Here is a 25284-nt window from a genome sequence, read left to right as displayed (position 1 = left end):
CAGGGATAACCCATGCGATGTCGGAGGCATCATAGCCTGCAAAGCAGATTGGGACCTTGTTCGCCGACCCCATCAGGGCCAGCAGCTTCGAACGGCTGCATGAACAGGCCGGACAGAAGACTGCACCCGACCAATGCGCCAGAACAACGAATTACCTCTTGCAATACGGGAGCCATCCACAGAGGACATCGCTCGTGCCGAGGCAAGAGGCGAGACGACGCCGACGTCTCGGCCAGTAGTCGACACTCATCGCGCTGATGAACCTCAATACCGTGTCACGTTTCGAGGCCAAGCGAGATCCGCAATCCGCCGACCGACTATACATCGAAATCGAAGCGACGCGGCCTGCCAATTCAGTACGCGATGCTTGGCTGTCCGATTCAGCGAAGGTGGACGTGCCCGTCGAGCATCTGCCTCTTCAATGTCGCGTATCGATCGCGAGATGTATTAGTCAATGGGAGGCGCTTGGACTCAAGTCACCGATCTCCACCAAATCACCGCTCAAAAAGGTCAGGCCGCGCCAGGCTGAGCCCGTGCACGGTGCGCAACACTTCGCGCAGATGCGCCGTCATGCGGGCGCCGGCCTGCTTGACCTCGCCGGTCTCTACCGCCTCGAGGATCGCCACATGCTGGGCCAGGAGCGTCTCGAGATGGCCGGGCTCGGGCAGGCTGAGATAGCGCACGCGGTCCATCTGCAGCTTGACCACCTGGATGACCCGCCAACTCTTCTGCAGGCCGGCCTCCTCGCACAGGCTGCGGTGGAACGCCTCGTCGAGCTCGAGGAACAGCTCGCGGTCGCCTTCCGCCACAGCTTTCGCCTGCATGGCGAGGTTGGCTCTGACTGTAGCGACGAACCCCTCCGAGCCATGCCCGGCCAGCCTCTGCACTACCGACACTTCGAGCGCCTCGCGAATGAACTGCGCTTCCTCGACGTCGCTTAGCCGGATCGGAGCGACGAAGCTGCCGCGCTGCGGCAGGATGTCGATCAAGCCCTCATCAGCAAGCCGGATCAGCGCTTCGCGCACCGGCGTGCGGCTGACGCCGAGCTGCTGGGCCAGATCCTGTTCGCTCAAGGCTTCGGACGGCAGCATTACCAGCGTGGTGATGGCACGGCGCAGCCGCTGGTAAATCTGCGGCGAGATCGGCATGCGGTTGTTGACCGGCTCCAGCGTCCGCGACGGCTCACGCTGGCCGGAGCTCCTCTTGGCAGCGTTACCTGAAAACCTGGTCTCCCCCGAAATCTTCCCCATGACGAATCCGTTCTGCGACTGCCACTGCGGCTCCGGTGATGACACTGCGCACACCGCAACTCAAGCGCCAAGGGACAATTCCGGCGTCATTGACATACTACCATGGTAGTGTGTATGACGCCATTCGGCTAGGGAGAGGAGCCGGCATGAAGATCACGGACATCAAAGCCACCACCGTCACCGTTCCGCTGGAAGCAGCATTGCGGCACAGCAACGGCACGCATTGGGGGCGCTTTGTCCGCACCGTGGTCGAGGTCGAGACCGACGAAGGCATCGTCGGCCTCGGCGAAATGGGCGGCGGCGGCGCTGGCGCCGAGCTGGCCTTCGCCGGTTTGAAGCCCTACCTCGTCGGTCACGACCCCTTCGATCTCAACCGCATGCGCTACGCCATCTGCAATCCGACGGCGTCGCTCTACAACAACCGCACGCAGCTCCACGCAGCGCTCGAATTCGCTTGCCTCGACATCATCGGCAAGAGGCTCGCCGTGCCGGTCTACCAGTTGCTTGGCGGGCGCGTGCGTGACAGCGTCGGCTTCGCCTCCTATCTGTTCTTCCGTTATGCCGACCACCGCAGCGGCAAGGGGGAGGTGCGTACCATCGAGCAATTGCTCGACCATGCCCGTGCCCTGAAGGCCGAACACGGGTTTTCCGCCCACAAGCTCAAGGCCGGTGTGTTTCATCCCGACTACGAGCTGGAGTGCTTCAGGGCGCTCGCCGCGGAATTCCCTGGCGACACGCTACGCTACGATCCTAACGCCGCCCTCTCGGTCGAAGAGGCACTGCGTTTCGGCCAGGCCATCTCGGACCTCAGGAACGACTATTTCGAGGACCCGACCTGGGGCCTGGCCGGCATGCGCCGCTTGCGCGAAAAGCTCTCCATTCCGCTCGCCACCAACACCATCGTCATCGATTTCGAACAGCTCGCCACCAATGTGCGCGATCCGGCCGTCGATGTGATCCTGCTCGACACCACTTTTTGGGGCGGCATCCGCGCCTGCGTGCGCGCCGCCCAGATCTGCGACACGTTCGGCCTCGGCATCGCGGTGCATTCCTCGGGCGAGCTCGGCATCCAGCTCGCCACCATGCTGCATCTTGGTGCCGTGCTGCCCAACCTCGTCTTCACCGCCGACGCGCACTACCACCATCTCGCCGACGACATCATCGTCGGCGGCAAGATGCGCTACGAGAACGGCGCCATCGCCGTGCCGGAGGCGCCGGGCCTCGGCGTCGAACTCGATCGCGACAAGCTCGCAACCTATGCCGAGCTCTACCGCTCGCTGGGCGGCTATGCCTATGACCGCGATCCCGGCCGTCCGGGCTGGTATCCGCTCTTACCCAACACCAATTTCGCCAACCATCGAGACGCCGCCGTGCCCGATCTCGGGCTGGGGTGATTTTTTCGTTCGAAATGGTCGGCGGGAGGACGCTATGACCGCCGCCGTCTTCGTTACTAAAGTTCTCTTCCTTGATCCGGGGTTCAGGTCCTCCTTGACCCCCTGCCTCGCGGCACCGGCGGCTGCTTTTGCTTTCAATGCCCGAAAACCAATGGCGACGCCAGGCGATCCCAGCGCCGCAGTATGCGCCTCGGTCACTCTGCAGTCAGAACAACCTTGACGCTTTGGGAGCGGTCGGCGGCGAGGCGGAAGGCCTCGGGCGCGGACGAAAGGACGCGTTCGGCGGTAACCAGCTTCAAGACGTCGACTTCTCCATCGACGATGAGAGCGACCGCCTGATTGAATTCGGCGTCGAAACGGAATGACCCCTTCAGGTCGATCTCTTTGGCCATGACGGCGTTGGCCGGTACCGGGATCTGGCCGCCCGGCAGATTGCCGACCTGGACGACGACGCCGCCGCGCCGGACGCTGGCGATCGCCGCGGTGAGGCCGGTCGCGGTGCCTGAAATTTCGAAAGCAATATCGAATGGTCTGTCGGCGGCAAGCGCCTTGAGTTCGGCATCTCCGCCGGAAAGATCGATCGTCTGATCTGCACCCAGCCGGGTGGCGAAGGCGAGCGGCGCCGCGGCTATGTCGGCGACAGTTATCCCGCCGCAGCCTTTGAACCTGGCCGCGAGCATGGTGAGAAGTCCGATCGGCCCGGCGCCGAAGAGGATGGCATTCCTGTCAGCGATCGCGCCGGCTCGCGCCACTGCGTGCAGGCTGACGGCGAGCGGCTCGGCGAGCGCCGCCGCTTGATATGCCACATGCTGCGGGATCTTGACGCATTGCGCCGGCGTGGCGTCGAAGACGCTGGCGAACCCCCCTTGCATATGCGGCGTCCTGGAAGCCGAACCCATGAAGTAGATGTTCTCGCAGAGATTGGCGCGGCCTTCGGCGCATCGCGCACAGTGCCCGCACCACCGCGAGGGGTTGACCGCAACGCGGTCACCGATGGCAAGTCCGGACGCTGCTGCGTTGATCTCGACAATCTCTCCAGCAACCTCGTGACCGAGTACGAGCGGAGACGTGACGACGAAATCGCCGGTCCGCGCATGGCGAAAATAGTGCAGGTCGGAGCCGCATATGCCGCCAGCGCCGAAACGCACGCGCACCATGCCCGACGCAAGGGGTTCGAGCGGACGCTCCACCATGCGCAGGTCTTCGGGGCTGAACAACGTCGCGGCGATCACATTGCCGGTCATTTGATCAGTCCCATTTGTGTCGGCAGCCACAGCGTGATGGCCGGAATGAAGGTGATCAGGATCAGCGCGACCAGCAACGGCACGAGCCAGGGCAGGATCGCCATCGTCGTGCGCTCGACCGACAGCTTGGCGATCCGCGAGAGAACGAACAGCACCATGCCGAGCGGCGGATGCAGCAGGCCGATCATCAGGTTGAGCGTCATGATCAGGCCGAAGTGCACGGGGTCGATGCCGTACAGGACGACGATGGGCAACAGGATCGGCACGAGGATGGTGATCGCGGCGATGGTATCAAGAAAGCATCCCACCACCAGCATCAGGATGTTGATCAGAATCAGGAAAACCCATTTGTTCTCTGTCAGCGAGGTGATGAATATCGAGAACATCTGCGCCGCTTGGCTGACGGTTAGCAGCCACGCGAAGATCGACGCCGCGGTGACGATGAACAGAACCGACGCCGTCGTCTCAATCGTGTCGAAGCTGGCCTTGGCCAGCGTTGCGAAAGTCATCGTGCGATAGCGCACGAGCCCCAGGAACAGCGACCAGATGACCGCGGCCATGGCCGCCTCGGTTGGCGTGAACCAACCCATTGTCATGCCGCCGATCAGGATGATGGGCGTCATCAAAGCCATCACGGCGGAGAAGTCGAAATACCAGTCGCAGGCGATCAGAACCGCGAGAGCGATGCCGACGGAGATGTTGAGCGACAACCCGGCGCTGACCAATATGTAGACCAGGACCGGAAAGCAGGCGACGACCAGGATCTCGAGAGACGCGGCGCCGAGTTTGCGCAGTTCGAACGGCGTGTCGGAGCCCCAGCCGCGGCGATAGGCGAAGATGGCGACCGTCACCATCATCAGCACCGTCATGACGACGCCGGGCAGGATGCCTGCCATGAACAGCGCACCGATGGAGACGTTGGCCATCATACCGTAGATGACGAAGGGCAGCGACGGCGGAAAGATCGGGCCGAGCGTCGAGGATGCCGCGGTGACGCCGACCGCCGCCTCGACCGGATAGCCGTGGTCGCGCATGGCCTTGATCTCGATCGTGCCGATCCCGGCAGCATCTGCGAGGGCCGCGCCGGACATGCCGGCGAAAACCACCGATCCGATAATGTTTACCTGAGCGAGGCCGCCCTTCATCCAGCCGACAAGCGCCAGCGCGAACGAATAGATGCGCCCGGTGACGCCGGCGATGTTCATGAGATTGCCGGCAAAGATGAAGAAGGGCACGGCGAGCAGCGGAAAACTCTCGACGCCGGCGATCATGCGCTGCGCGGCGATGATGTCGGGCGCCACGCCGTAGAAGACGAGGTAAAGCAGCGACGAGACGGCCATCGACACGGCGACGGGCACACCGATTAGCATCAGGACGAGAAAGGCACCGATCAAAAGCAGCATCGCCTTACTCCCCCAACCCGTCGAATGCGGCGGGGCGCTCGAGCACCGAGTAGCCGCGGCGAACATTGCCGACGAACACCTGGACCCCGCGAAGCATCATCAGCACGAAGCCGGCGAACACGGAGTAGAAGACGATGTTGCGCGGCAGGTTGATCGTGACCATCCGCTCGCGGTGGACGATCCCGACATAGCGCCACAGAAGCCAGGACATGTAGGCGAAAAAGCCGATGGTGATCAGGTTCACCGCAAGCGCCAGATAGCGCCCGACCCGCGCCGGCAGATAGTGGTAGAGCACATCGACCTGGATGTGGCGCGACATGCGGGTGCACATCACGGAACCCAGAAACACGACGACGACAAGGCAGTTGATCGCGATCTCTTCGGTCCAGGCATAGCTGTTGTTGAGGGCATAGCGGGTGAAGAACTGCAGGAAGACGCAGAACGACATGCCCCAGAACACGGCGAGCGTCGCCCAGTCCTCGACTGCGTAGCGAGAGAGGTCGACGGGCGCGGTCTCCTCCTCGAAGGCATGCGCCAGTTCTTCGGCTGTCACCGGGTTGTGAATCTCTTCAGTCATCGGCATGGCTCCGGGTTGAACGACCTGCGCTGTCATTGTCCTAACCGGTCCGGACGCATATACGCCGGACCGGTTTGAAAGCGATTACTTGATGGCGCGGATCGCCTCCCAATCTGCCTTGCGGTAGCCGAACTCCTCGAACGTCACTTTTTCCATCACGTTCTTCTCGAAGTCGGCCCGATCGACTTCGGTCACGGTCAGGCCGCGGTCCTTGAAGGTCTGAACGAGGGCCTTCTCGCGATCCACGATGATCTTGGTGGCGCGCGCGGCGGCTTCCTGCATCACTTCGGTGAAGATCGCCTTGTCCGTGTCAGAGAGCTCGGCCCAGCGCGATTTCGACACGATCGTGTTGAGATGGTCGACGATATGACCGGTCAGGACGATGTGCTTCTGCACCTCGTAGAATTTCTTCGCGTCGATCGTCGTCAGCGGGTTTTCCTGTGCCTCGACCGTGCCCTGCTGCAGAGCCAGATAGACCTCGGCGAAGGCGATCGGCGCAGTGTTGGCACCGCAGGCGCGCGGCATTGCGAGGTAGGCCGGCACATCCGGCACCCGAATCTTCAGGCCCGCCATGTCCGCGCATTTCGCGATAGGCCGGTTCGAGGTGGTATGGCGCGTGCCGTAGTACGTCGTTGCTGTGATGTGATGGCCGGATGCTTCCTCGTAGCCGCCGGTCAGTTCCTTGTATTTGTCGCTTTTCGCGTAAGCGAGCAGGTGGTCGGCGTCGCGGAAGGTGAACGGAAAATAGGTCACCCCGATCGGCGGGAATTCGCGCGCCGCGAAGCTTGATCCGGAAATGATGATGTCGACCGTGCCCAGGGTCAGACCCTGATTGATATCGGCTTCCTTGCCGAGTTGGGACGCCGGAAACACGTCGATCGTATAGCGGCCGTCGGTGCGCTTCTTGATTTCTTCTGCCGCCCACACGGCCTCCGTGTGGAAGGGCTCGGACGTTTCATACACATGCGCCCATTTCAACGCTGTTTGTGCCGAGGCCGAAGCCATGGGCAGAGCGATCGTGACGATCGCGCAGAGCAGTGCGGTATACCTTGAAAACATCTTCATTCCTCCCTGTGATTGGACCGATGACGGCCGGATCTCCTCCCGGCCGGTTCTATTCCTCCGCAACCTCCATGGTTGCGGGGCTCTCACCGAAATTGCGTGAGAATCGAAGTTGCGACCGACGCAGATGCTCCTGCATCGCCGCCTTTGCCCTTTCCGGATCGCGCGCCGCAATTGCGTCGCGCACCGCGCGATGCTCTGCTGCGGCGGCCCGCCATGAGTCCTTGTTCTCGAAATAGCTCGAGAGACGTTCGAAATAGGGGTTCATGCGCTGGTCGAACATCTCACCGATAAAACGCACTAGCACCGCGTTGCCGAGGATGCCCGCCACCGTCGTATGGAATTCCCGGTCAAGCATGATGGTCGTCGTGGCGGGCAGGCTTATGTCGTCCATCCGGCGCAGCGCATCGTCCAGCAGATCGAGATCGGTCGGCCTAACCTGGAGAGCGGCTTCCGCGGCGATCGCACCTTCGATGAACTCCCGCGCCCGCAGCAGTTCGAACGGGCCTTCATCCGTTTCTGCGGCGAGTATTTCGGCGCGCGGCGGGGCAGTGACGTAGATGCCGGAGCCGACGCGAATGCGTATGCGGCCCTCAACCTCGAGCGCAATCAGCGCTTCACGGACCGTCGGACGCGAGATCCCCAACTGGTCGGCCAATTCCCGCTCCGTCGGCAGACGATCGCCAACGCCAAACTCGCCAGAGCCGATCAGCTGCCTCAGTTGATCGGCGACCTGTCGATAGAGCCGACGCGGCTCAACAGCCTGAATAGGCATCGCTCCCTGCTCCCGAAGTCGTCTTCGATCCAATTTGGTAAATTGGTCTGGCCAATTGACCTTTAGCGTGTGGGCAGCACGAGTCAAGTGCGATGTAAGGGTCTCATCGGTTTCCCTGATCGGTGTCAGAAGCGCTCCCGGCTTGATGTCATGGGTCGCCCACCTGATCCTCCGGGCGCGCCTTCATTGCCGTTTCGCTGTATCTGGACACAGAGGCTGCCCGTGCGGCGACTGGATGCGAAGATAGTCGCCGAGCTTGAGCGCCGTTGACAAAAGTGAAAGTCCGGAACTGGCGTGATGGAGGCATAGTGGGTCGCTAGGTTCGACTGTTCGACTGTCGCGGCACGATCGGGATGACTTCCGATTTTGGTCCACGAAAAATCCAATGAAATCAATGTTCCGGGCACACATTGATTTTGCAACAGAAAAATGCGCTACTTGGAAGTGACGGTACTTTTCAACGCGGTGTGGGGGACGTCGTTGAACGCCGCAAAGTGCGAACAATCGCCCGATTGGTCCCGATAGTTGGTGAAACCTCAAAATATTTTTTGCGGCGATTTTCCCTTTAAAATCAAAAGCATAACGTTTTGACGGGCCATGCGTCGGCTTTCGGCGCCGCAAGCAAGAAAAAACCCAGCTAGATCAATGGTCTAGCTGGGTCAAAAACAATCGAGTGGGAGTAGGGGGATACAAACGGCGGCGTTAGCGTAGCTTCGATGGCGACTTTCGCTGTCGAAAATTGTTTTCTTGTCCGTATCTCACTTCCGCTGAACTGGCATTCTCCATCTCCGATCTGGCAAGTCCGATCTGCGCCCATGTCCCCTATGAAGTAAAGACCTTTCAAAAAGAGAGAGCGCTACAGCGTAAAACGGCGTGCACAAAGGCGGGTCTGCTTCGCGCCTCAACGCGGCCATTGCGCTGACGACGCTCCAGATCCTGTAAGCGGTCATTGTTCATTGCCGCCCTTGGAGGCCGCTCCGCGAACTGACGCAAACGGGCACCTAGAGTGTGGTCATGCGCAGTGACTTCGACCGCACAGGAGTGTAGCCTGACAAGGCTTTCGCCAGCCCGAAGTTCGCTGTATGCCCCGCTTTCTTGCCGTCTACACCATGAAGCCCGAAGACCTTGCCCGCTTTCGCAGCCTGCCCAAGCCCGAGCAAGATGCGATTGATAGCGTCGGCTTGCAGCAGTGGGCGGACTGGGAGGAGAGAAATGCCGCACTCTTCCCTGATCGCGGCGGTATGGTCGGCAGAACGACGCGCGTTACAAAGGACGGCACCGCCGACGCCGTGAACCCTTTCTGCGGCTACATTGTCATCGAGGCCGATACCATCGAGGCTGCCGCCCGCCTGTTTGAGAACCACCCGCATTTCACCGTCTTCCCGGGAGACGGCGTGGATATCATGCCCTTCCTCACCGACCCTACGATGACTTGAAACTCCGCTTGCCGCTTTCTGATGTCAAAAGCCGTCTGTCCGCTGTCGGCCCAAGGGCAGTCGTTCCCTGATCCATGTCAGAAGCGCTCCCGGCTTGATGTCATGGGTAAGCGCACGAACGATTTCGCATTCGACATCATGCGTCGTCAGCGCCTTCGTGAACTCCGCGCGCATCCGATCGGTGCGACATGTCCCGCCAGGGAGAATCTGCCAAAAAATGCTTATAATGGGCAACCTCTATTCGCGCGGGCGTCCGCACTGATTCCATGCGGCAATCGCGCCGACCATCCTCGTGCGCCCTCGCGTCCCGCCGCAAGCCCGCGAAAGGGGTCAGCCATTCGCGGGTAGATTCTGTTCGAGTGGATGCGATCAGAGTCGCTCGGCCCGGACCTTCAGGATCTGGTACAGCACGGTTCGAATGCGCTGCCAAACGGTCAGTCGCTTGATCATGCCTTGCCCTCCTGTTCGTTGCCGATACGTCGGCTGCCCGTTCAGATGATCTGTGCCGCAAGTGCCACGCCAACCAATGAGGTGCCGACGCCTGCCGTGCGGATGGCCTTCGGCCAGCGCCGAAGCGTCAGGGCAGCCAACGCCCCGCTCGTGTGCAGAGCCGAAGTGGCGACCACGAAGCCAACCGCGTAGGCGATGCCGCTGACCGTCTCGGGAGTTTCGAGGCCGTGGGCATTGCCGTGGAAGAGCCCGAAAAGGGCAGCCAGCGACGCGGCCACCGCCAGAGGCAACGGTCTGGCGAGCGCCATAATGGCGCCGAAGACAACCAGCGACAAAGCGATGCCGGACTCAAGCGATGGCAAGCCAATCCCGGCGATGCCCAGCAGCGCGCCAGCGATCATCGTCGCGACAAAAAGCGACGGCACGACGACGATGGCTTTGCCGCCGGTCCGGGCGGCGATGATGCCGACGGCCATCATGGCAAGCAGATGGTCGATGCCGGCCAGCGGGTGTTCAAGGCCACTCATTAAGCCGTGGACATGAAAACCGCCGCTATGGGCGAAGGCCAATGACGGCGCGAGGACCGCGGGCACGGTCAGGGCAAGCCTGGACAAGGCTGCCGGGGTGAGCCTGCCGAGAATCAAAAGTGTTGTTTTCATCGTTCTGGACCTGTTTGAAAGGCGAGTGATCGGTTCGAAGCCGGGGCTCATTGTCCGGACCCTGGCATGGCGATCTGCGCGGCTTCGGATCTGTCGGCCAAAAACCGCGCCTGGCCAAAGTCGAGGGGTTTTTGCCCGGTGCCGTCATGGTAGACGAAGGCCAGGCGACGCCGGTGCGACGTCAGTTTCGCGGGCAGCGGGTGATAGGTGACGCCGCCACCGCCGATCAGCGGCATGACGGCGCCGACATCGACCATGTCCTGCGTCTCGACACGCAGAAGATGCAGCCGCATACCGTCGGCGGTTTCGCCGACGAACGGAATCCCGGCGAGACGCAGGAAACTGGAGGGGTCGGGCGCCCGCGCAAAGCCTTCGAGGAAGGCGATTTCGACGAGATCGAGATCCGTCGTCCGCGGGTCGGCAGGTTCGTGTGCATGGTCGTGCGGCAGATGCGGCGTCTGCCATTGCAACGGCTTGCCGGTCGGCCCGTTGTGGCCGACAGGGTGCGGATGGTGGTGACCATTCGGCCCGTGATGGTGGCCGTCGCCATGGTCATGGCCGTGGTGATGATGATCGTCGTGCATGGTCAAAAGCTCGTCGGCTTGTCGATGATGGATTTGTGCTTGCCGAGATTGCCGTGCGCGACCATCGAGCCGAGCGCCTCGACGACGACCCGCACGCCGAACAGCGCGGTGATGTCGGAGGTGTCGTAGGGCGGCGACACCTCGACCACTTCCAGTCCGCAGATGCCGGGCGCCGAGACGAGCCCGAGCAGCTTCAGCGCCTCGCGCGGCAGGAAGCCGCCGGGCTCCGGCCAACCCGTGCCGGGCACGAAACCGCAATCGATGCTGTCGACATCGAAGGAGATGTAGACCGCGTCGGTATCCTTCCATGCCAGTTCGAGCGCGATTTCCGCCGCCTTCTCCAGCCCCATCTGTTCGATGTCGGAAATCGTCAGCACGTTGGTGCCGCGCTTCCTCGCCTCGGCCACGCCATAGCGGGGCACCTGCCAGCCGCCGATGCCGAGCTGCACCAGATTGGTGGCCGAGACGTTCGGCAGGTTGGTCGCCCAGTACCACGGCGTCGTGTGCATGCGCTCGTCGAGATCCTTTTCCTGGATGTCGATGTGGCGGTCGAAATGGATGATGCCGATGCGCTTGGAGGTCACGTCGGCAATGCCGCGCACGCAAGGAAATCCGATCGAATGGTCGCCACCCAGCATGATCGGCAGCGCACCCGACGAAGCGACATGGCTGACGCCCTTGGTGATCTGGTCGAAGCTCTTTTCGAGATTGGCCGGAATCGTGAAAACGTCGCCGGCGTCACACAGTGTCATCTGCTCGCGCAGGTCGACACCGAGCTCGTAATTGTAGGGCGTGTAGAGCGCCGAGATGCGACGGATGCCTTGCGGACCGAAGCGGGTTCCCGGCCGGTAGGTGGTGCCGCTGTCGAAAGGAATGCCCATCACGGCTGCGTCATACCTGCCGACGTCGCGGACGTTCTCGACATAGGGCGCCTTGAGGAAGGTGTTGATGCCGGCGAAATGCGGCAGCTCACCGCGTGCGAATGTCGGGATCGATTTGTCGATGATCGAATCCGATCCGGGCAGGCCCATATCCAGCGCCCATTTCTGTTCCTTGCGCCAGCCGTCCTCGGGCAGCTTGCCTTCCGCCTCGATCGCCTTCCAGCCCTGCATGTCGCGGATCTCGAAGTTCGGGTGGTGGAAACGCTGGCGGGGCTGGCGGTCGGTGAGCCCGGCGCGGCGATGCCGGCGTTCTGGACTGTCTCTGTGCATGAAAACCTCCTTCACGACGCCGTCGTCGCGATTGCGCTATCCAGTCGGGTCGTCCCGACCATCGCGGCCACTTTGGCCACGTCTCGTGAGCAAGCTCGGTTCTTGCGGTCGAGCTTCAGATCGTAGGTGATCGTCGCGCCATAGGCGGACGGGAACTGGGGGTCGTGGCGGACCTTGTCGAAGACGAGCACACGGGTGCCGAGCTTGAAGGCTTCGCCGATATCGTGGGTGACCATGACGACGGTCATGCCGTGCTCACTCCAGAGCTCGGTGAGCAGTTCGTGCATCTCGACGCGAATGCCGGGATCGAGCGCGCCGAACGGCTCGTCGAGAAGCAGGATCTGCGGCCGGCCAAGCAAGGTCTGGGCGATCGCCAGCCGCTGCTGCATGCCGCCCGAGAGCGATGCCGGATAGAGGTCGCGCGCATGGGCGAGGCCGACGCGTTCCAGCATGGTTTCGGCCTCTTGTCTGGCGCTCCTGCGCCTGGCGCCGAAGACGCGGCCAAACGGCCCGCCAGAGCGAAAATCCTCGACAAGCAGCAGGTTCTGCAGGGCGGTCAGATGCGGAAACACCGAATAGCGCTGGAAGACGATGCCGCGCTGCGGCGTCGGCTCCGGCACGATCGGCTGGTCGCCGACAACGACCTTGCCGCCGCTCTGCTGTTCCTGGCCGAGCAGGATGCGCAGGAAGGTCGATTTTCCGCAGCCGCTGGCGCCGACCAGCGACAGGAATTCGCCCGGCTCGGCGGTGACGTTGACCCGCTCCAGCACGCGGACATCGCCGTAGCTCTTCTCCAGTCCATGGACTACGATGCGGCTCATTGGTTCTGCACCGGATGAGCCCAGGGTGAGATGGCGTGCGAGAGCCGCACCAGCAGCCAGTCGGTAATGACGGCAAGCAGCGTGATCCAGGCGACATAGGGCAGGATGACGTCCATCGACAGATAGCGGCGGACGAGGAAGATGCGGTAGCCCAGCCCCTCGGTCGAGGCGATGGCTTCCGCCGCGATCAGGAACAGCCAGGCCGGTCCAAGCGCCAGCCGCACGCAGGTGATGAGGCGCGGCGTGACCTGCGGCAGCACCAGCCGCAGCACCATGGTCCAGCTGTTGGCGCCGAGCGTCTGCGCCTTGGCGACGAGTTCGGGCGGCAGCTCCATCACCCGGTTGGCGATGTCGCGCACCATGACCGGGGCGACACCGAGAGCGATCAAGGTAATCTTGGCCGTTTCGCCGAGGCCGAGTGCGATGAACAGAATCGGCAGCAGCGCCAGTGGCGGGATAACGCAGACCACGGTGACGAAGGGTAGCAGAAAAGCCCTGACACGCGGGATGAAGCCGATGGCGACGCCGAGGCAAAGGGCGGTGAGCGCCGCCACGCCGACGCCTGCGAACAGCCTGACCAGGCTGGCAAAAGTGTCTGCCCACAGGATGAGGTCGCCCGAGCGTTTGTCTGGAACCGTGGCAAGATCCAGGAAAGCCGACCACATCTGTGCCGGGGAGGGCAGGAGCTTGTCGCTGGGATTGACGGCGAGTCTTTGCGCCGATGCGAAAAGATAGGCGATCGCCACGGCGGCAAACGGCAAGGCACCAAGGAACAGGGCTCCGCCTCGCGAGACCGTCGCGTTGATCAGGCGAAGCCGCGCTTTCCGCCTGCGCGGGGGCGGGCGCGCGACTTCGGCCCTCGCCTCGGGCACAGCATTCACGGTGCCGGTTCCTCTGGCCAGCATGTCGCGCCCCTAGAGCGTTCCAGCCGCCGCCAGGGCCATGTAGGCCGGATCGAAACGCAATTTGACGTTGTTGGGGTCGCCCAGCGTGGAGCCGTCGGGGAAGCTCATGCCGATCATGTCGACACTCGGCGCATTGGTGCCGAGGATGCCGTGGCTGAACAGGAAGTTGCGGACCAGATCCATGGTCTTCGGCAATTCGGCGCCGTTCGTGAAGTCCACCGCCTTGGCCGGCTCGAAGAACATCGCCGTCGATGCAAGCTGCGCATCGAAGCCGGCAAGATCCGTACCCGATGCCTTGGCCATCTCTTCCTTGGCCGCCTTGCCTTCGGGCGTGCCCGATGTCATCAGCGCCATGGCTTCATACCATGCACCGGCAAGCGCCTTGCCCAGGGCCGGATTGTCCTTCAGCGTTGCGGTGTTGACGACCATCAGGTCGATGATCTCGCCGGGGATCTGCATCGAATCGAACACCTTGTGGGCGCCCGGCATGGCAACAATTTCCGAGACCAGCGGATTCCAGGTGACGACGGAGGTGACGTCGCTGGTGCCGTAGGCGGCGACCATGTCGGCATCGGAAGTGTTGACCACCGTGATGTCCTTCTCGGCGAGGCCGACCGTGTCCAGCGCGCGCGCCAGCAGATAGTGCGAGACCGAGAGTTCGACGAGATTGACCTTCTGGCCGGTAATGTCCTTGAGTGCTGACTTGTCCTTGAGGATGACCGCGTCGTTGCCGTTGGAGAAGTCGCCGACGATCAAGGCGGTCGTGTCGACACCGCCGCCGGCCGGGATCGACAGCGCATCCATGTTGGTCATCGAGCAGCCGTCAAAGCCGCCGGCCGTGTACTGGTTGATGCTCTCGACATAGTCGTTGATGCGGGTGATCTCGACATTGATGCCGTATTTGTCGGCCCATTTCTTCATAATCCCGCTGTCGGAGAGATAGCCCCACGGCATCCAGCCGACATAGATCGACCAGCAGATCTTGAAGTCTTTCTTGGGAGCCGCCTGCGCGGCCGGAATGAAGGGAAGGCTGAGTGACGCGGCGAGGATGATTGCGGCCAGCTTGCGAAGCATTGCGTACCCCTGTTTGCGATCCGGATTGCGGCCGGACGTTTGTTGGGGGTTCACGGAGCGCGCATCCGGGAGAGGTTCGCGCCAGCAAACCCGTGCAGGGTTCTCCCGGGATTTTGGCCCGCCGTGTTCCGCCGGATGCCTCAATGCATCCCTGGCGGTCGCGTCTCTTGGACCAGCGCCGTGATCGACACGGCCGGAACCCTAGACGCTCTGCACGTTAAGCAACCAAGCAAGGGGCGTGCCAGTCCAGCGATACCGCTCTGAGGCGGCTTTTCTCCCGATTTGAAGGCAGTCGCGTCATGCTGATGCCGCAAAAAACATCGCAACGCTGACCGATTAGGCAGTATTTGGCGACGCCCATTCGGAGAACAATGGTGGAAAATGTATGCACACGTGAAAGTCGCGGAGAATGTGCTACATATTGTGGCACCTATTGTGATACAAATCGGAGGTGGGTAAAGGCAATAAAAACAATGCTTTATAGAAGAGATCGATCCCAGCCAACTGGACAAATTAGGCCGCTTGCACCTTGTGCGGTGGTGAACTCAACGACGAAGCTTGAGGTTCGAGCTGGCGTGAAGGCGGACCACGGCGGGCGGGGACAGTCGGTCCCGCGTCCCGTCCTGCGGCCGGCGCTATGCTGACGCTCCTACGTCTGTCCCGTTCACCGCCCGCGGCCGGGGGCGAATTTCCTTCGTCCCACGCGCGACAACCGTTCGCTGTTGCTCGCCGCGCGGGACTGCGGTTTATACGCCGTTCTTCCTAGAGCGCCGACGACCGCCGGCGCTGAGATCGACGAGACCTAAGGACTAGTCCTGTCATTCGCAAGCGTTGCTCGTCAGCTGGCAGTGACCGGCATTGTCGTCCCTTGCGCCCTTCGGCTGCTCGCCGAGCGCAAAGACAGCGCTTGCTTCGCTGACGATGGAGACGTGATCCTTGGCAGCCTTGCCAGCGGCATTGCCATCGCCGCGCATGATCGCGGTGACGATGGCGTCATGCTCTTGCCAGGATTTAGCGAGACGCCCCGGCAGCATGAACTGCGCGCGCCGGAAGGGCGCTAGCCGGCTGCGTGTCATGGTGGTCATCTCATAGACATGGGTGTTGTGAGCACCGCGATAGAGCCGGGTGTGGAACTCGGTGTTGAAATATTCGTAGTCCTCTTCGGCGCCCAGTTGCACCAGCCGTGCCGAAGCCTGATGCTCGATCTCGAGCGAGCGGCGCTCGCCGCTGGTCATGCGCTCGGCCGAGAAGCGGGCGCAGATCGCCTCCAGTTCGGCCATGCTCTCGAACATCGAGGCGAGATGCTCCTGCGTCACCACCGCGACAATGGCGCCCCGGTTCGGCCGCCTTTCGACTAGGCCCATGGCGCTGAGCTGGCCGAGCGCCTCCCTGACCGGCGTGCGTGACACGTCGAAGCGGGCGGCGAGCGAGGCCTCGTCGAGCTTTTCGCCGGGGCGCAGGAAGCCGGTGACGATCCGGTCGCCGATCGCCCTCACCATCTGATCGACGGTCGTGCCCGACCTGATCAAGCTACGCTTCCCCGACAAATTTCCTCCGTCGTCTTCTTGTGGAGTCGGTCGGCCCGTCGGCTTGCTCGACTCGATATAGCTCTCTATGCCTCAATTTTAATCCGCCTGTCAAACTGGCTGTTTTCAAGGCAAAAAGTGCATGCAATTGCCCGCTCCATGAGCAAACGATTTTGATAGCGTAACTGATTTTGTTCAATAAATTGCACCAAACCCAATTGGCATAGCAATTGCATGCACTTTCCTGAAGAAGACATCAACCGACCCCGGAAAAGGGTCCTACAGGGGAGCATAAGAGATGACCGACAGATTCATGCTTAGCCGCCGCCAGTTGCTCAAGACGTCCGCCGCCGGAGCCGCGCTCGGCCTGGCCTCGGCATCCTTTCCCATCGGCCGCGCCTTCGCCGCCACCGCCACCGTCGGCTTCATCTATGTCGGCCCGAAGGACGACTACGGCTACAACCAGGCGCATGCCGAAGGGGCAGCGTCGTTGAAGGGCATCGAAGGCCTCTCGATCGTCGAGGAGGAGAACGTCCCCGAGACGGTCGACGTCCAGAAGACAATGGAATCGATGATCAACCTCGACGGCGCCTCGCTGGTATTCCCGACCTCCTTCGGCTATTTCGATCCGCACATGCTCGCCATGTGCGCGAAATTCCCCGACGTCCAGTTTCGCCATTGCGGCGGCATGTGGAACAAGGACAAGCATCCGATGAATGCCGGCTCCTATTTCGGCTATATCGGCATGGGCCAGTATCTGAACGGCGTCGTCGCCGGCCACACCTCGAAGACCAAGAAGCTCGGCTTCGTCGCCGCCAAGCCGATCCCGCAGGTGCTGCTCAACATCAACTCCTTCCTGCTTGGCGCGCGCTCGGTCGACCCGACCATCACCTGCCAGGTGATCTTCACCGGCGAGTGGTCGCTGGCGGTCAAGGAAGCGGAAGCCACCAACGCGCTGGTCGACCAGGGCGCCGATGTCATCACCTGCCATGTCGACAGTCCCAAGGTGGTCGTCGAGACCGCCGCCGGCCGCGGCGCGTTCGTCTGCGGCTACCACGCCAACCAGAGCCCGCTGTCGCCCGAGAAATACCTGACCGGCGCCGAATGGAACTGGGCCAAGGTCTACAAGATGTTCGTCGACGACCTCATCGCCGGCAAGCCGCTGCCCAATTTCACCCGCGGCGGACTGGCCGACGGCTTCGTCAAGATGAGCCCGCTCGGCCCCGCCGTCTCCGAGCCGGCGCGCAAGCAGTTCGACGCCACGCTGGCCGAAATGATGAAGGGCGGCTTCTCCGTCATCAAGGGCCCGCTGAAGAGCAACAAGGGCATCGTCGTCGCAACCGAAGGCCAGGCATTCGCCGAGACCGCCATCGAGCTCGAAAGCATGGACTATCTCGTCGAGGGCGTCGTCGGCTCGACCGCCTGAACCGGACGGAGGCGGCAATATGACAGACACGGTGGCAGGCGCGCCAGCGACGTTCGGTGCCAGGGGGTATCCGGCGGCGCTCGAATGGATCGCCCGGCGGGCGGAAGCCTTCGTCATTCCGATCGTGGCGCTGATCGTCGGCATGGTGCTGTTCAGCCTGTTCATCCTGGCTGTCGGCAAATCGCCAATCCAGCTGTATGAAACGATGTGGCGCGGCGGCTTCGGCTCGTGGTTCTCGGTCCAGAACTCGCTGTCGCGTGCCGCTCCCTTGCTGCTAGCGGCGCTCTGCGTGGCGCTGCCGGCCCGGCTCGGCCTCGTCGTCATCGGCGGCGAGGGTGCGATCGTGCTCGGCGGCGTCTCCGCTGCGGCAGCCGGCACGGCGCTCAGCGGCGCCCCTTCCTTCATCGTCATTCTCGTCATGGGCGTGGCGGGCATGGCCGCCGGCGGCATCTGGATCGGTGCCGTCGGCGCGCTCCGCCATTACCGCGCCGTCAACGAGACCATCTCCAGCCTGCTGATGGCCTATATCGCCATCGCTCTGATGAACCAGCTGGTCGAAGGACCGCTGCGTGACCCGGCCTCGCTCAACAAGCCCTCGACCCAGCCGCTGGCCGAGATCTACCGCATCGGCAACATGCCGGGCATGGAGGTGCATTGGGGCCTTGCCGTCGGCGTCGTCGCCTGCATGCTGTCCTGGGTGCTGATCGAAAAGACCCGCTGGGGCTTTGCCGCACGCATCGCCGGCGGCAATGTCAGGGCGGCCCAGGTGCAGGGGCTCGCCGTCGGCTCGCTGATCGTCGGTTTCACCGGGCTGGCCGGCGCCTTCGCAGGCCTCGCCGGCATGCTGGAGGTCGCGGCCGTGCAGGGCAGCGCCAACGCCTCGCTCGCCGCCGGCTATGGCTATACCGGCATCCTCGTCGCCTTCCTCGCCCGCCACAATCCGCTGGCCATCATCCCGGTCGCCTTCCTGCTTGGCGGCATCGATGCGTCCGGCGGGCTGATCCAGCGCCGCATGGACCTGCCCGACGCCACCGTGCTGGTGCTGCAGGGTATGCTGTTCGTCGTCATCCTGTTCAGCGAGACCCTCTACGGCCGCTTCAAGGCCTTCAATCCCGACCTCTGGCAAAGGAGCAGCTGATGGACGCCACCGGGATCGGCCTCTGGGGCGTGCCGCTCGCCATCCTCGGCGGCGCCATCCGCGTTTCGACGCCCTTCATCTTCGTGTCGCTCGGCGAAGCCATCACCGAACGCTCCGGCCGCATCAACCTCGGCCTCGAAGGCACGCTGGTGTTCGGCGCCATGAGCGCCTATGCGATCGCGGTGATGACCGGCTCGCCCTGGCTCGGCCTCATCGCCGCCGCCTTCGCAGGCCTCTGCTTCGGCCTGTTCCACGGCTGGATCTGCAAATTCCCGAAGGTCAACGACATCGCCATCGGCATTGCCCTGATGCTGTTTGGTTCGGGCCTGGCCTTCTTCTTCGGCAAGCCGTTCATCCAGCCCTCGGCGCCCGACCTGCCGGCCATTCGCTTCGGTGCCTGGTCGGACATTCCGCAGGTGCAGGCGGCACTTGACGTCAACGTGCTGTTCCTGATCGGCGCCGCACTGGCGGTGTTCCTGTGGTGGGCCTTCCGCAACACCCGCGCCGGCCTGATCCTGCGCGTCGTCGGCGACAGTTCCGACGCGGCGCGCGCCATGGGCCTCAACCCGAACACGGTGCGGCTCGCCGCCACCGGCGTCGGCGGCGCGCTGGCCGGCATCGGAGGCGCCTATCTGTCGCTCTACTATCCCGGCAGCTGGACCGAAGGCATCTCGTCGGGGCAAGGGCTGATGGCGGTGGCGCTGGTCATCTTCGCGCGCTGGAACCCGCTCGGCTGCTTTGCCGCCGCCCTTCTGTTCGGCGGCGCCGGCGCCCTAGGCCCCGCACTGCAGTCGGTCGGCGTCACGCAAGGCTACTACCTCTTTTACGCCGCCCCTTACATCCTCACCCTCGTCATCATGATTGCCACCTCGTCGCCGAGCCGCTCGCTCGCCGGCGCGCCGGGCGAACTGTCGATCACCAAATGAGACCGGAGGTTTTGCCATGAACGCCAGAGCCGGGATCACCCAGCGATATATCGACGCCGATCCCTACCCGTGGCCCTACAATGGCGATCTGAGGCCCGACAACACGGCGCTGATCATCATCGATATGCAGACCGATTTCTGCGGACCGGGCGGCTATGTCGACCACATGGGCTACGATTTGTCGCTGATCCGCGCCCCGATCGAGCCGATCAAGTCGGTGCTGTCGGCGATGCGCGAGAAGGGCTACACCATCATCCACACCCGCGAGGGCCATCGACCCGACCTCGCCGACCTGCCGGCCAACAAGCGCTGGCGCTCGCGCCGCATCAATGCCGGCATCGGCGATCCCGGGCCCTGCGGGCGCATCCTGGTGCGCGGCGAGCCTGGCTGGGACATCATCCCCGATCTCTATCCGGCCGAGGGCGAGCCGATCATCGACAAGCCGGGCAAGGGCTCTTTCTGCGCCACCGATCTGGAGCTGATCCTCAACCAGCGCGGCATCGACAACATCGTTCTGACCGGCATCACCACCGATGTCTGCGTCCACACCACCATGCGCGAGGCCAATGACCGCGGCTTCGAATGCGTGATGCTGGAGGATTGCTGCGGCGCCACCGATTATGGCAATCACCTCGCCGCCATCAAGATGATCAAGATGCAGGGCGGCGTGTTCGGCGCGGTGTCGAACTCGGCCGCGCTCGTCGCCCAGCTGCCGTGAGGAGACAGGGGATGAGCCCAACCACCCGCATGAAGGCGGTCGGCGTCGAGACCATCGGCATGACCATGCGCTTCGGCGCCTTCACCGCACTCGACGATGTCTCGGTCAAGGTGCCGGCCGGCTCCTTCCACGCGCTGCTCGGCGAGAACGGTGCCGGCAAGTCGACGCTGGTCAAATGCATGATGGGTTTTTACCACCCGACCTCCGGGGACATCATCATCGACGGCCGCGAGGTAACGATCGCCAGCCCCAGGGATGCCTCCGCGCTCGGCCTCGGCATGGTCTACCAGCATTTTACGCTGGTGCCGTCGCTGACAGGTGCCGAGAACCTGGTCATTTCGCGCGAAAAAGTGCCTGGGGTCATCGACTGGCGCAAGGAGCGCGCCGCGCTCGCACAGTTCATGGAGCGGATGCCGTTCAAGCTGCCGCTCGACGTCAAGGTGGCCGAGCTTGCCGCCGGCGAGAAGCAGAAGCTGGAGATCGTCAAGCAACTCTATCTCGGTCGCTCCTTCTTGGTGCTGGACGAGCCGACATCGGTGCTCACGCCTGGCGAGGCGCAGGAGGTACTGGGCCTGGTGCGCGCCATGACCAGGGCTGGCGACCTCACGGTGCTGATGATCTCGCACAAGTTCCATGAGGTGACGGCGTTCGCCGACGACGTCAGCGTGCTGCGCAAGGGCAGGCTGACCGGCACCGGCCGCGTCACCGACCTCGACCACAGGCAGATGGCGGCGATGATGATCGGCGACCAGCCGATCGCCGCCCTCGACAGCCGCGCCGAGCCGATGCCGGACGCCGAGATCGTGCTCAAAGTCAAAGCATTGAAAGCGCCGGACCGCACCGGGTTGAAGTCGATCCGCGTCGAGGATCTCGGCGTTCGCTCCGGCGAGATCGTCGGCATCGCCGGCATTTCCGGCAACGGCCAAAAGGAATTCCTCGAAGTGCTGGCCGGGCAGCGCCCGCGCGATGCCGGCGAAGTCATGGTGCGCGGCACCGCCTATGCGGCAACGCGCGCCGAGGCGCGCGCGCTCAATGTCCGCCTCATCCCTGAGGAACCGCTGAAGAACGCCTGCGCGCCAAAGATGACGGTGGCCGAGAACATCTCCTTCCGCACCTTCGACATTGACGGCAATGGCAAGCCGGTGAGCTGGATCAGCACCGGTACCATCAGGACGTTCAGCGCCCGCCTGGTCGAGCAGTTCAAGGTCAAGACCGCCTCGCTGTCCTCGCCGATCGCCTCGCTGTCGGGCGGCAATGTGCAGCGCGCCGTGCTCGCTCGCGAACTCACCGGCGAGGTCGATCTGCTAATCGTCTCCAACCCGTGCTTCGGCCTCGACTTTTCGGCCGTCGCCGAAATCCGCGCCCGCATCATGAAGGCGCGCAATGCCGGTGCCGCCGTCCTTCTGATGTCGGAGGACCTCGACGAACTGCTCGAACTCTCCGACCGCATCTTCGTCATGTCCGACGGCGCGCTGGTCTACGAGACCCCGATCGCGCAGGCGAGCGTGCAGACGATCGGCGAGCATATGGCGGGACATCATTGATGGCTGAAATCGCAGCGCAGCCGTTTCCATTCGCCTTCAAGCCGAACACTATGGCGCTGGTCGTCATCGACATGCAGCGCGACTTCGCCGAGCCGGGCGGCTTCGGCGCCAGCCTTGGCAACGACGTCAGCCGGGTGACCGCGATCGTGCCGACGGTGAAGAGGCTGATCGAAGGCTTTCGCGCCGCCGGCCTGCCGGTGATCCACACCATGGAATGCCACAAGCCCGACCTTTCCGACCTGCCGCCGGCCAAGCGCAATCGCGGCAATCCGTCGATCCGCATCGGCGATGCCGGTCCGATGGGTCGCGTGCTGATCGCCGGCGAGCCTGGCACGGCGATCCTCGACGAGCTTGCGCCAATGCCCGGCGAGATCGTCATCGAAAAGCCCGGCAAGGGGGCATTCTACGCGACCAGCTTCGGCGACGACCTCAAGCGGCTCGGCGTACAGCACCTGGTCTTTGCCGGGGTAACGACCGAAGTCTGCGTGCAGACGACAATGCGCGAGGCCAACGACCGCGGCTATGAGTGCCTGCTCGCCGAGGACGCGACGGAGAGCTACTTTCCCGAGTTCAAGGCGGCGGCGATCGCCATGATCAACGCGCAAGACGCCATCGTCGGCTGGACGGCGACGACCGACCAGGTGCTCGAGGGAATTGCCAATGCCTAATCTTGCTTTTGCTGGCCTGCTCGACGGCGGCTGGCACGATCTGGCGTTCGAATATTTCCGCGACGGCATCACGGTGCATTGGCTGCTCAAGGGCGGGCCGGTCGAGCCGTCGGTCGCGATTCTGAAATACCGGCCCGGCGCCGGCGTGCCGCGCCACCGCCATGTCGGGCTGGAAACCATCGTCGTGCTGGAAGGCACCCAGAGCGACGAGAACGGCGACTATCCTGCCGGCAGCGTTATCCTCAATCCGGTCGGCACCGAGCATTCGGTGTGGACGAAGGACGGCTGCGTCGTGCTGATCCAGTGGGACCTGCCGGTGATCATTCTGGGGGAGACGAAATGAGCGATATCCACTTCGACATCGGACGCCTGCACAGCACGTATCGGGCCGGCACCGGCGTCGCGGAGGTGATCGACACTGTCTATGCGCGCATCAAGGTGGCTGATGATCCGGGCATCTTCATCCACCTTGCGCCCAAAGAAGATTTGCTTGCCGCAGCCGAAACACTCGGCCCGTTCGATCCCGTGGCAAAGCCGCTTTGGGGCATTCCTTTCGCCGTCAAGGACAACATCGACGTTGCCGGCATGCCGACGACGGCGGCCTGCGCCGAATACACCTACTGGCCCGACAAGGACGCCACCGTGGTGGCGCGGCTCAAGGCGGCCGGCGCGCTGGTCGTCGGCAAGACCAATCTCGACCAGTTCGCCACCGGCCTTGTCGGGGGGTGCCCGCCGTGGCCGATCCCGCGCAACGCCATCGACCCGGAGCTGGTGCCGGGCGGCTCTTCATCCGGCTCGGCGGTGGCGACGGCGCGCGGCATCGTCTCCTTCGCGCTCGGCACCGACACCGCCGGCTCCGGTCGCATCCCGGCCGGCCTCAACAACATCGTCGGGCTGAAGCCGACCGTCGGCGGACTGTCGGCCACTGGTGTCGTGCCGGCCTGCCGCACGCTCGATTGCGTCTCGGTGTTCGCGCTGACCGTCGACGACGCCTACAGGGTGTTCTCGGTCGCGGCGGCGCGCGATACGGCCGATGCCTATTCGCGCGACATCGCCGTCCAGCCGCTTGCCGCGCGCCCGCCGGTGCTGAGCATCGGCGTGCCTGCAAAAGCGGACCTCAAATTCTTCGGCGATGCGGCCATGAAAGCCGGCTTCGAGGCCTCGCTTGGCATGCTGTCGCGACTCGGCTGCCGGCTGGTCGAAATCCCCTTCGGTGATTTCTACGCCACCGCCAACCTGCTCTACGAGGGCGCCTGGGTGGTCGAGCGCTATGCGGCGATCCGCGATTTCATGGAGGCCAACGAAGCGGCCATGCATCCGGTGACGCGCAAGATCATCGGCGGCGCCAGGAACCTGTCGGCGGTGGACGCCTTTCGCGGCCTCTATGCCTTACAGGCCTACAAGGCGAAGCTCGCCCCGGTCATCGCCTCGGTTGACCTGTTCTGTGTGCCGACCGCGCCGAAGCACTACACCACCCGCTCTGTGCTCGCCGACCCGGTCGAAACCAACAGCCGGCTCGGCACCTACACCAACTTCGTCAACCTACTCGACATGTGCGGCATCGCAGTGCCTACCGGCAAACGTGGCGACGGCCTGCCGATGAGCGTCACCCTGCTGGCGCCCGCCGGCCGAGATGCGCTGACGGCGATGCTCGCCCGCGACCTGCATGCGGCGAGCGGCCTTCCGCTCGGCGCCACGGGCTGGCCGCAGCCCGGCCTCCAGCCGGCCGCCGAGACTGCCGGCGATGGCGTGATCGATTTGGTGGTGGTCGGTGCGCATCTGTCGGGTATGCCGCTCAACGGCCAGCTACGGAATCTAGGAGCCCAATTCTCGAGAGCAACGAGAACCACGCCTGCCTACCGGCTCTACGCTCTTGCCGGCCAGTCCACGCCCAAGCCAGGCCTCGTCCGGGTTGCCAGCGATGGCATGCAGATAGACGTCGAGGTCTGGCGGCTTGATCCGGACGCCTTCGGACGGTTCGTCGCCGCCATCCCCCCACCGCTCGGTGTAGGAACGATCGAACTCGAGGATGGCAGCGTGGCCAAGGGGTTCCTGGTGGAAACCGCTGGCCTCTCAGACGCGTCCGATATCTCCGCCTATGGTAGCTGGCGCAGTTTTATTAGACGCGACCAAGTAGTGGCCGATCAAACTGACCTTCGGTAAAATGGAACCGCTGTCTCCCAACGCAAAACGAATGAACCCAAAATTCGGGTCGACCTTGTTGGCTTGCGAAAGCGAGTCGTGGATGCCAGGTTTGCCAACGGCAGCTTCTTGCATCTAGCGACCTCCAGCGTGGTCGCCGGCGATGTCTTCTGTGGATGGCTCCCGTATTGCAAGAGGTAATTCGTTGTTCTGGCGCATTGGTCGGTGCAGTCTTCTGTCCGGCCTGTTCATGCAGCCGTTCGAAGCTGCTGGCCCTGATGGGGTCGGCGAACAAGGTCCCAATCTGCTTTGCAGGCTATGATGCCTCCGACATCGCATGGGTTATCCCTG

General features: G+C 63.3%; 23 protein-coding genes and 1 riboswitch. Of the genes, 10 read left to right on the top strand and 13 right to left on the bottom strand.

All coding sequences use genetic code 11. The features are described 5' to 3' along the window. Positions 1-494: 494 nt before the first annotated feature. Positions 495-1250, bottom strand: a complete 756-nt coding sequence (locus tag ACFX5Q_RS33240; protein WP_404284609.1) for a GntR family transcriptional regulator — start codon at positions 1248-1250, stop codon at positions 495-497. A gap of 146 nt (positions 1251-1396) precedes the next feature. On the opposite strand from ACFX5Q_RS33240, the gene ACFX5Q_RS33235 reads away from it, so the two are divergent. Continuing rightward, positions 1397-2644 (top strand): enolase C-terminal domain-like protein, encoded by a 1248-nt coding sequence (locus ACFX5Q_RS33235; protein WP_404284607.1) that lies wholly within the window; start codon positions 1397-1399, stop codon positions 2642-2644. Between the two features lie 194 nt (positions 2645-2838). Here the strand turns inward: ACFX5Q_RS33235 and ACFX5Q_RS33230 are convergent, their stop codons facing one another. The 5 genes from ACFX5Q_RS33230 to ACFX5Q_RS33210 all read right to left on the bottom strand — a co-directional run bounded on the left by ACFX5Q_RS33230 (position 2839) and on the right by ACFX5Q_RS33210 (position 7705). Continuing rightward, positions 2839-3888, bottom strand: coding sequence for an L-idonate 5-dehydrogenase (locus tag ACFX5Q_RS33230; RefSeq protein ID WP_404284605.1), 1050 nt, complete (start codon positions 3886-3888; stop codon positions 2839-2841). Then, a complete protein-coding gene (locus ACFX5Q_RS33225) occupies positions 3885-5291 on the bottom strand; it encodes a TRAP transporter large permease (RefSeq protein ID WP_404284603.1) in 1407 nt (468 codons plus the stop codon). The genes ACFX5Q_RS33230 and ACFX5Q_RS33225 overlap by 4 nt, the downstream gene beginning before the upstream one ends. A 4-nt stretch (positions 5292-5295) precedes the next feature. Beyond that, positions 5296-5868, bottom strand: coding sequence for a TRAP transporter small permease (locus tag ACFX5Q_RS33220; protein WP_404284601.1), 573 nt, complete (start codon positions 5866-5868; stop codon positions 5296-5298). An 84-nt stretch (positions 5869-5952) separates the two neighbouring features. Then, the gene (locus ACFX5Q_RS33215) at positions 5953-6927 is read right to left on the bottom strand and encodes a sialic acid TRAP transporter substrate-binding protein SiaP (RefSeq protein WP_404284599.1); all 975 of its coding nucleotides are present in this window, start codon (positions 6925-6927) and stop codon (positions 5953-5955) included. Between the two features lie 55 nt (positions 6928-6982). After that, positions 6983-7705 (bottom strand): FadR/GntR family transcriptional regulator, encoded by a 723-nt coding sequence (locus ACFX5Q_RS33210; RefSeq protein WP_404284612.1) that lies wholly within the window; start codon positions 7703-7705, stop codon positions 6983-6985. Between the two features lie 1082 nt (positions 7706-8787). On the opposite strand from ACFX5Q_RS33210, the gene ACFX5Q_RS33205 reads away from it, so the two are divergent. After that, positions 8788-9141 carry a hypothetical protein gene (locus ACFX5Q_RS33205; protein WP_404284597.1) on the top strand — a complete coding sequence of 118 codons (354 nt, stop codon included), beginning with the start codon at positions 8788-8790 and terminating at the stop codon, positions 9139-9141. Between the two features lie 491 nt (positions 9142-9632). Here ACFX5Q_RS33205 and ACFX5Q_RS33200 read toward each other — a convergent pair whose 3' ends face one another. From ACFX5Q_RS33200 to ACFX5Q_RS33170, 7 genes are all read right to left on the bottom strand, one after another. Further along, complete coding sequence (locus ACFX5Q_RS33200; RefSeq protein WP_404284595.1) at positions 9633-10250, bottom strand: HupE/UreJ family protein; 618 nt, start codon at positions 10248-10250, stop codon at positions 9633-9635. Between the two features lie 47 nt (positions 10251-10297). Next, positions 10298-10834 (bottom strand): hypothetical protein, encoded by a 537-nt coding sequence (locus ACFX5Q_RS33195; RefSeq protein WP_404284593.1) that lies wholly within the window; start codon positions 10832-10834, stop codon positions 10298-10300. 2 nt (positions 10835-10836) lie between these two features. Beyond that, positions 10837-12045: an agmatinase family protein gene (locus tag ACFX5Q_RS33190; RefSeq protein WP_404284591.1), complete on the bottom strand. Its 1209-nt coding sequence runs from the start codon at positions 12043-12045 to the stop codon at positions 10837-10839. Between the two features lie 11 nt (positions 12046-12056). Then, positions 12057-12866, bottom strand: a complete 810-nt coding sequence (locus ACFX5Q_RS33185; RefSeq protein WP_404284589.1) for an ABC transporter ATP-binding protein — start codon at positions 12864-12866, stop codon at positions 12057-12059. Further along, positions 12863-13771, bottom strand: coding sequence for an ABC transporter permease (locus ACFX5Q_RS33180; RefSeq protein WP_404284587.1), 909 nt, complete (start codon positions 13769-13771; stop codon positions 12863-12865). The genes ACFX5Q_RS33185 and ACFX5Q_RS33180 overlap by 4 nt, the downstream gene beginning before the upstream one ends. A 9-nt stretch (positions 13772-13780) precedes the next feature. After that, positions 13781-14845, bottom strand: a complete 1065-nt coding sequence (locus tag ACFX5Q_RS33175) for a putative urea ABC transporter substrate-binding protein (RefSeq protein WP_404284585.1) — start codon at positions 14843-14845, stop codon at positions 13781-13783. A gap of 100 nt (positions 14846-14945) precedes the next feature. Beyond that, a riboswitch (guanidine-I (ykkC/yxkD leader) is annotated at positions 14946-15061 on the bottom strand. Between the two features lie 602 nt (positions 15062-15663). Continuing rightward, complete coding sequence (locus ACFX5Q_RS33170) at positions 15664-16374, bottom strand: GntR family transcriptional regulator (protein WP_404284584.1); 711 nt, start codon at positions 16372-16374, stop codon at positions 15664-15666. A gap of 295 nt (positions 16375-16669) precedes the next feature. Here ACFX5Q_RS33170 and ACFX5Q_RS33165 point away from each other — a divergent pair, with 295 nt between their 5' ends. From ACFX5Q_RS33165 to atzF, 8 genes are read left to right on the top strand one after another with little or no spacing between them, the layout of a single operon-like run. After that, on the top strand, positions 16670-17797 hold the full coding sequence (locus tag ACFX5Q_RS33165; protein ID WP_404284582.1) for a BMP family ABC transporter substrate-binding protein: 1128 nt from the start codon (positions 16670-16672) through the stop codon (positions 17795-17797). A 19-nt stretch (positions 17798-17816) separates the two neighbouring features. Beyond that, the gene (locus tag ACFX5Q_RS33160) at positions 17817-18935 is read left to right on the top strand and encodes an ABC transporter permease (RefSeq protein ID WP_404284580.1); all 1119 of its coding nucleotides are present in this window, start codon (positions 17817-17819) and stop codon (positions 18933-18935) included. Beyond that, positions 18935-19861, top strand: coding sequence for an ABC transporter permease (locus tag ACFX5Q_RS33155; protein ID WP_404284578.1), 927 nt, complete (start codon positions 18935-18937; stop codon positions 19859-19861). The genes ACFX5Q_RS33160 and ACFX5Q_RS33155 overlap by 1 nt, the downstream gene beginning before the upstream one ends. Positions 19862-19877: 16 nt before the next feature. Beyond that, positions 19878-20579 carry a cysteine hydrolase family protein gene (locus ACFX5Q_RS33150; protein WP_404284576.1) on the top strand — a complete coding sequence of 234 codons (702 nt, stop codon included), beginning with the start codon at positions 19878-19880 and terminating at the stop codon, positions 20577-20579. Further along, a complete protein-coding gene (locus ACFX5Q_RS33145) occupies positions 20462-22123 on the top strand; it encodes an ABC transporter ATP-binding protein (protein ID WP_404284610.1) in 1662 nt (553 codons plus the stop codon). The genes ACFX5Q_RS33150 and ACFX5Q_RS33145 overlap by 118 nt, the downstream gene beginning before the upstream one ends. Continuing rightward, positions 22123-22791 (top strand): cysteine hydrolase family protein, encoded by a 669-nt coding sequence (locus ACFX5Q_RS33140; RefSeq protein WP_404284574.1) that lies wholly within the window; start codon positions 22123-22125, stop codon positions 22789-22791. The genes ACFX5Q_RS33145 and ACFX5Q_RS33140 overlap by 1 nt, the downstream gene beginning before the upstream one ends. Next, positions 22784-23134: a cupin domain-containing protein gene (locus ACFX5Q_RS33135; RefSeq protein ID WP_404284572.1), complete on the top strand. Its 351-nt coding sequence runs from the start codon at positions 22784-22786 to the stop codon at positions 23132-23134. Before ACFX5Q_RS33140 ends, ACFX5Q_RS33135 begins: the two co-directional genes overlap by 8 nt. Further along, complete coding sequence (gene atzF, locus ACFX5Q_RS33130; RefSeq protein WP_404284570.1) at positions 23131-24954, top strand: allophanate hydrolase; 1824 nt, start codon at positions 23131-23133, stop codon at positions 24952-24954. Before ACFX5Q_RS33135 ends, atzF begins: the two co-directional genes overlap by 4 nt. The last annotated feature ends 330 nt before the right edge of the window (positions 24955-25284 follow it).

Source organism: Mesorhizobium sp. IMUNJ 23033, assembly GCF_044778005.1.
GTDB classification, from domain to species: Bacteria; Pseudomonadota; Alphaproteobacteria; order Rhizobiales; family Rhizobiaceae; genus Mesorhizobium; species Mesorhizobium amorphae_A.
Note: the sequence above shows the minus strand (reverse complement) of the source record. Positions and strands in the feature narration are given on the sequence as shown.

Bases quoted from the DNA above. Each gene is read 5' to 3' on its own strand.
- ACFX5Q_RS33200 (WP_404284595.1), bottom strand. From the start codon at position 10,250: ATGAAAACAACACTTTTGATTCTCGGCAGGCTCACCCCGGCAGCCTTG.
- ACFX5Q_RS33205 (WP_404284597.1), top strand. From the start codon at position 8,788: ATGCCCCGCTTTCTTGCCGTCTACACCATGAAGCCCGAAGACCTTGCC.
- ACFX5Q_RS33210 (WP_404284612.1), bottom strand. From the start codon at position 7,705: ATGCCTATTCAGGCTGTTGAGCCGCGTCGGCTCTATCGACAGGTCGCC.
- atzF (WP_404284570.1), top strand. From the start codon at position 23,131: ATGAGCGATATCCACTTCGACATCGGACGCCTGCACAGCACGTATCGG.
- ACFX5Q_RS33180 (WP_404284587.1), bottom strand. From the start codon at position 13,771: ATGCTGGCCAGAGGAACCGGCACCGTGAATGCTGTGCCCGAGGCGAGG.
- ACFX5Q_RS33185 (WP_404284589.1), bottom strand. From the start codon at position 12,866: ATGAGCCGCATCGTAGTCCATGGACTGGAGAAGAGCTACGGCGATGTC.
- ACFX5Q_RS33140 (WP_404284574.1), top strand. From the start codon at position 22,123: ATGGCTGAAATCGCAGCGCAGCCGTTTCCATTCGCCTTCAAGCCGAAC.
- ACFX5Q_RS33220 (WP_404284601.1), bottom strand. From the start codon at position 5,868: ATGACTGAAGAGATTCACAACCCGGTGACAGCCGAAGAACTGGCGCAT.
- ACFX5Q_RS33135 (WP_404284572.1), top strand. From the start codon at position 22,784: ATGCCTAATCTTGCTTTTGCTGGCCTGCTCGACGGCGGCTGGCACGAT.
- ACFX5Q_RS33150 (WP_404284576.1), top strand. From the start codon at position 19,878: ATGAACGCCAGAGCCGGGATCACCCAGCGATATATCGACGCCGATCCC.
- ACFX5Q_RS33235 (WP_404284607.1), top strand. From the start codon at position 1,397: ATGAAGATCACGGACATCAAAGCCACCACCGTCACCGTTCCGCTGGAA.
- ACFX5Q_RS33240 (WP_404284609.1), bottom strand. From the start codon at position 1,250: ATGGGGAAGATTTCGGGGGAGACCAGGTTTTCAGGTAACGCTGCCAAG.
- ACFX5Q_RS33230 (WP_404284605.1), bottom strand. From the start codon at position 3,888: ATGACCGGCAATGTGATCGCCGCGACGTTGTTCAGCCCCGAAGACCTG.
- ACFX5Q_RS33175 (WP_404284585.1), bottom strand. From the start codon at position 14,845: ATGCTTCGCAAGCTGGCCGCAATCATCCTCGCCGCGTCACTCAGCCTT.
- ACFX5Q_RS33215 (WP_404284599.1), bottom strand. From the start codon at position 6,927: ATGTTTTCAAGGTATACCGCACTGCTCTGCGCGATCGTCACGATCGCT.
- ACFX5Q_RS33195 (WP_404284593.1), bottom strand. From the start codon at position 10,834: ATGCACGACGATCATCATCACCACGGCCATGACCATGGCGACGGCCAC.
- ACFX5Q_RS33190 (WP_404284591.1), bottom strand. From the start codon at position 12,045: ATGCACAGAGACAGTCCAGAACGCCGGCATCGCCGCGCCGGGCTCACC.
- ACFX5Q_RS33155 (WP_404284578.1), top strand. From the start codon at position 18,935: ATGGACGCCACCGGGATCGGCCTCTGGGGCGTGCCGCTCGCCATCCTC.
- ACFX5Q_RS33165 (WP_404284582.1), top strand. From the start codon at position 16,670: ATGACCGACAGATTCATGCTTAGCCGCCGCCAGTTGCTCAAGACGTCC.
- ACFX5Q_RS33225 (WP_404284603.1), bottom strand. From the start codon at position 5,291: ATGCTGCTTTTGATCGGTGCCTTTCTCGTCCTGATGCTAATCGGTGTG.
- ACFX5Q_RS33160 (WP_404284580.1), top strand. From the start codon at position 17,817: ATGACAGACACGGTGGCAGGCGCGCCAGCGACGTTCGGTGCCAGGGGG.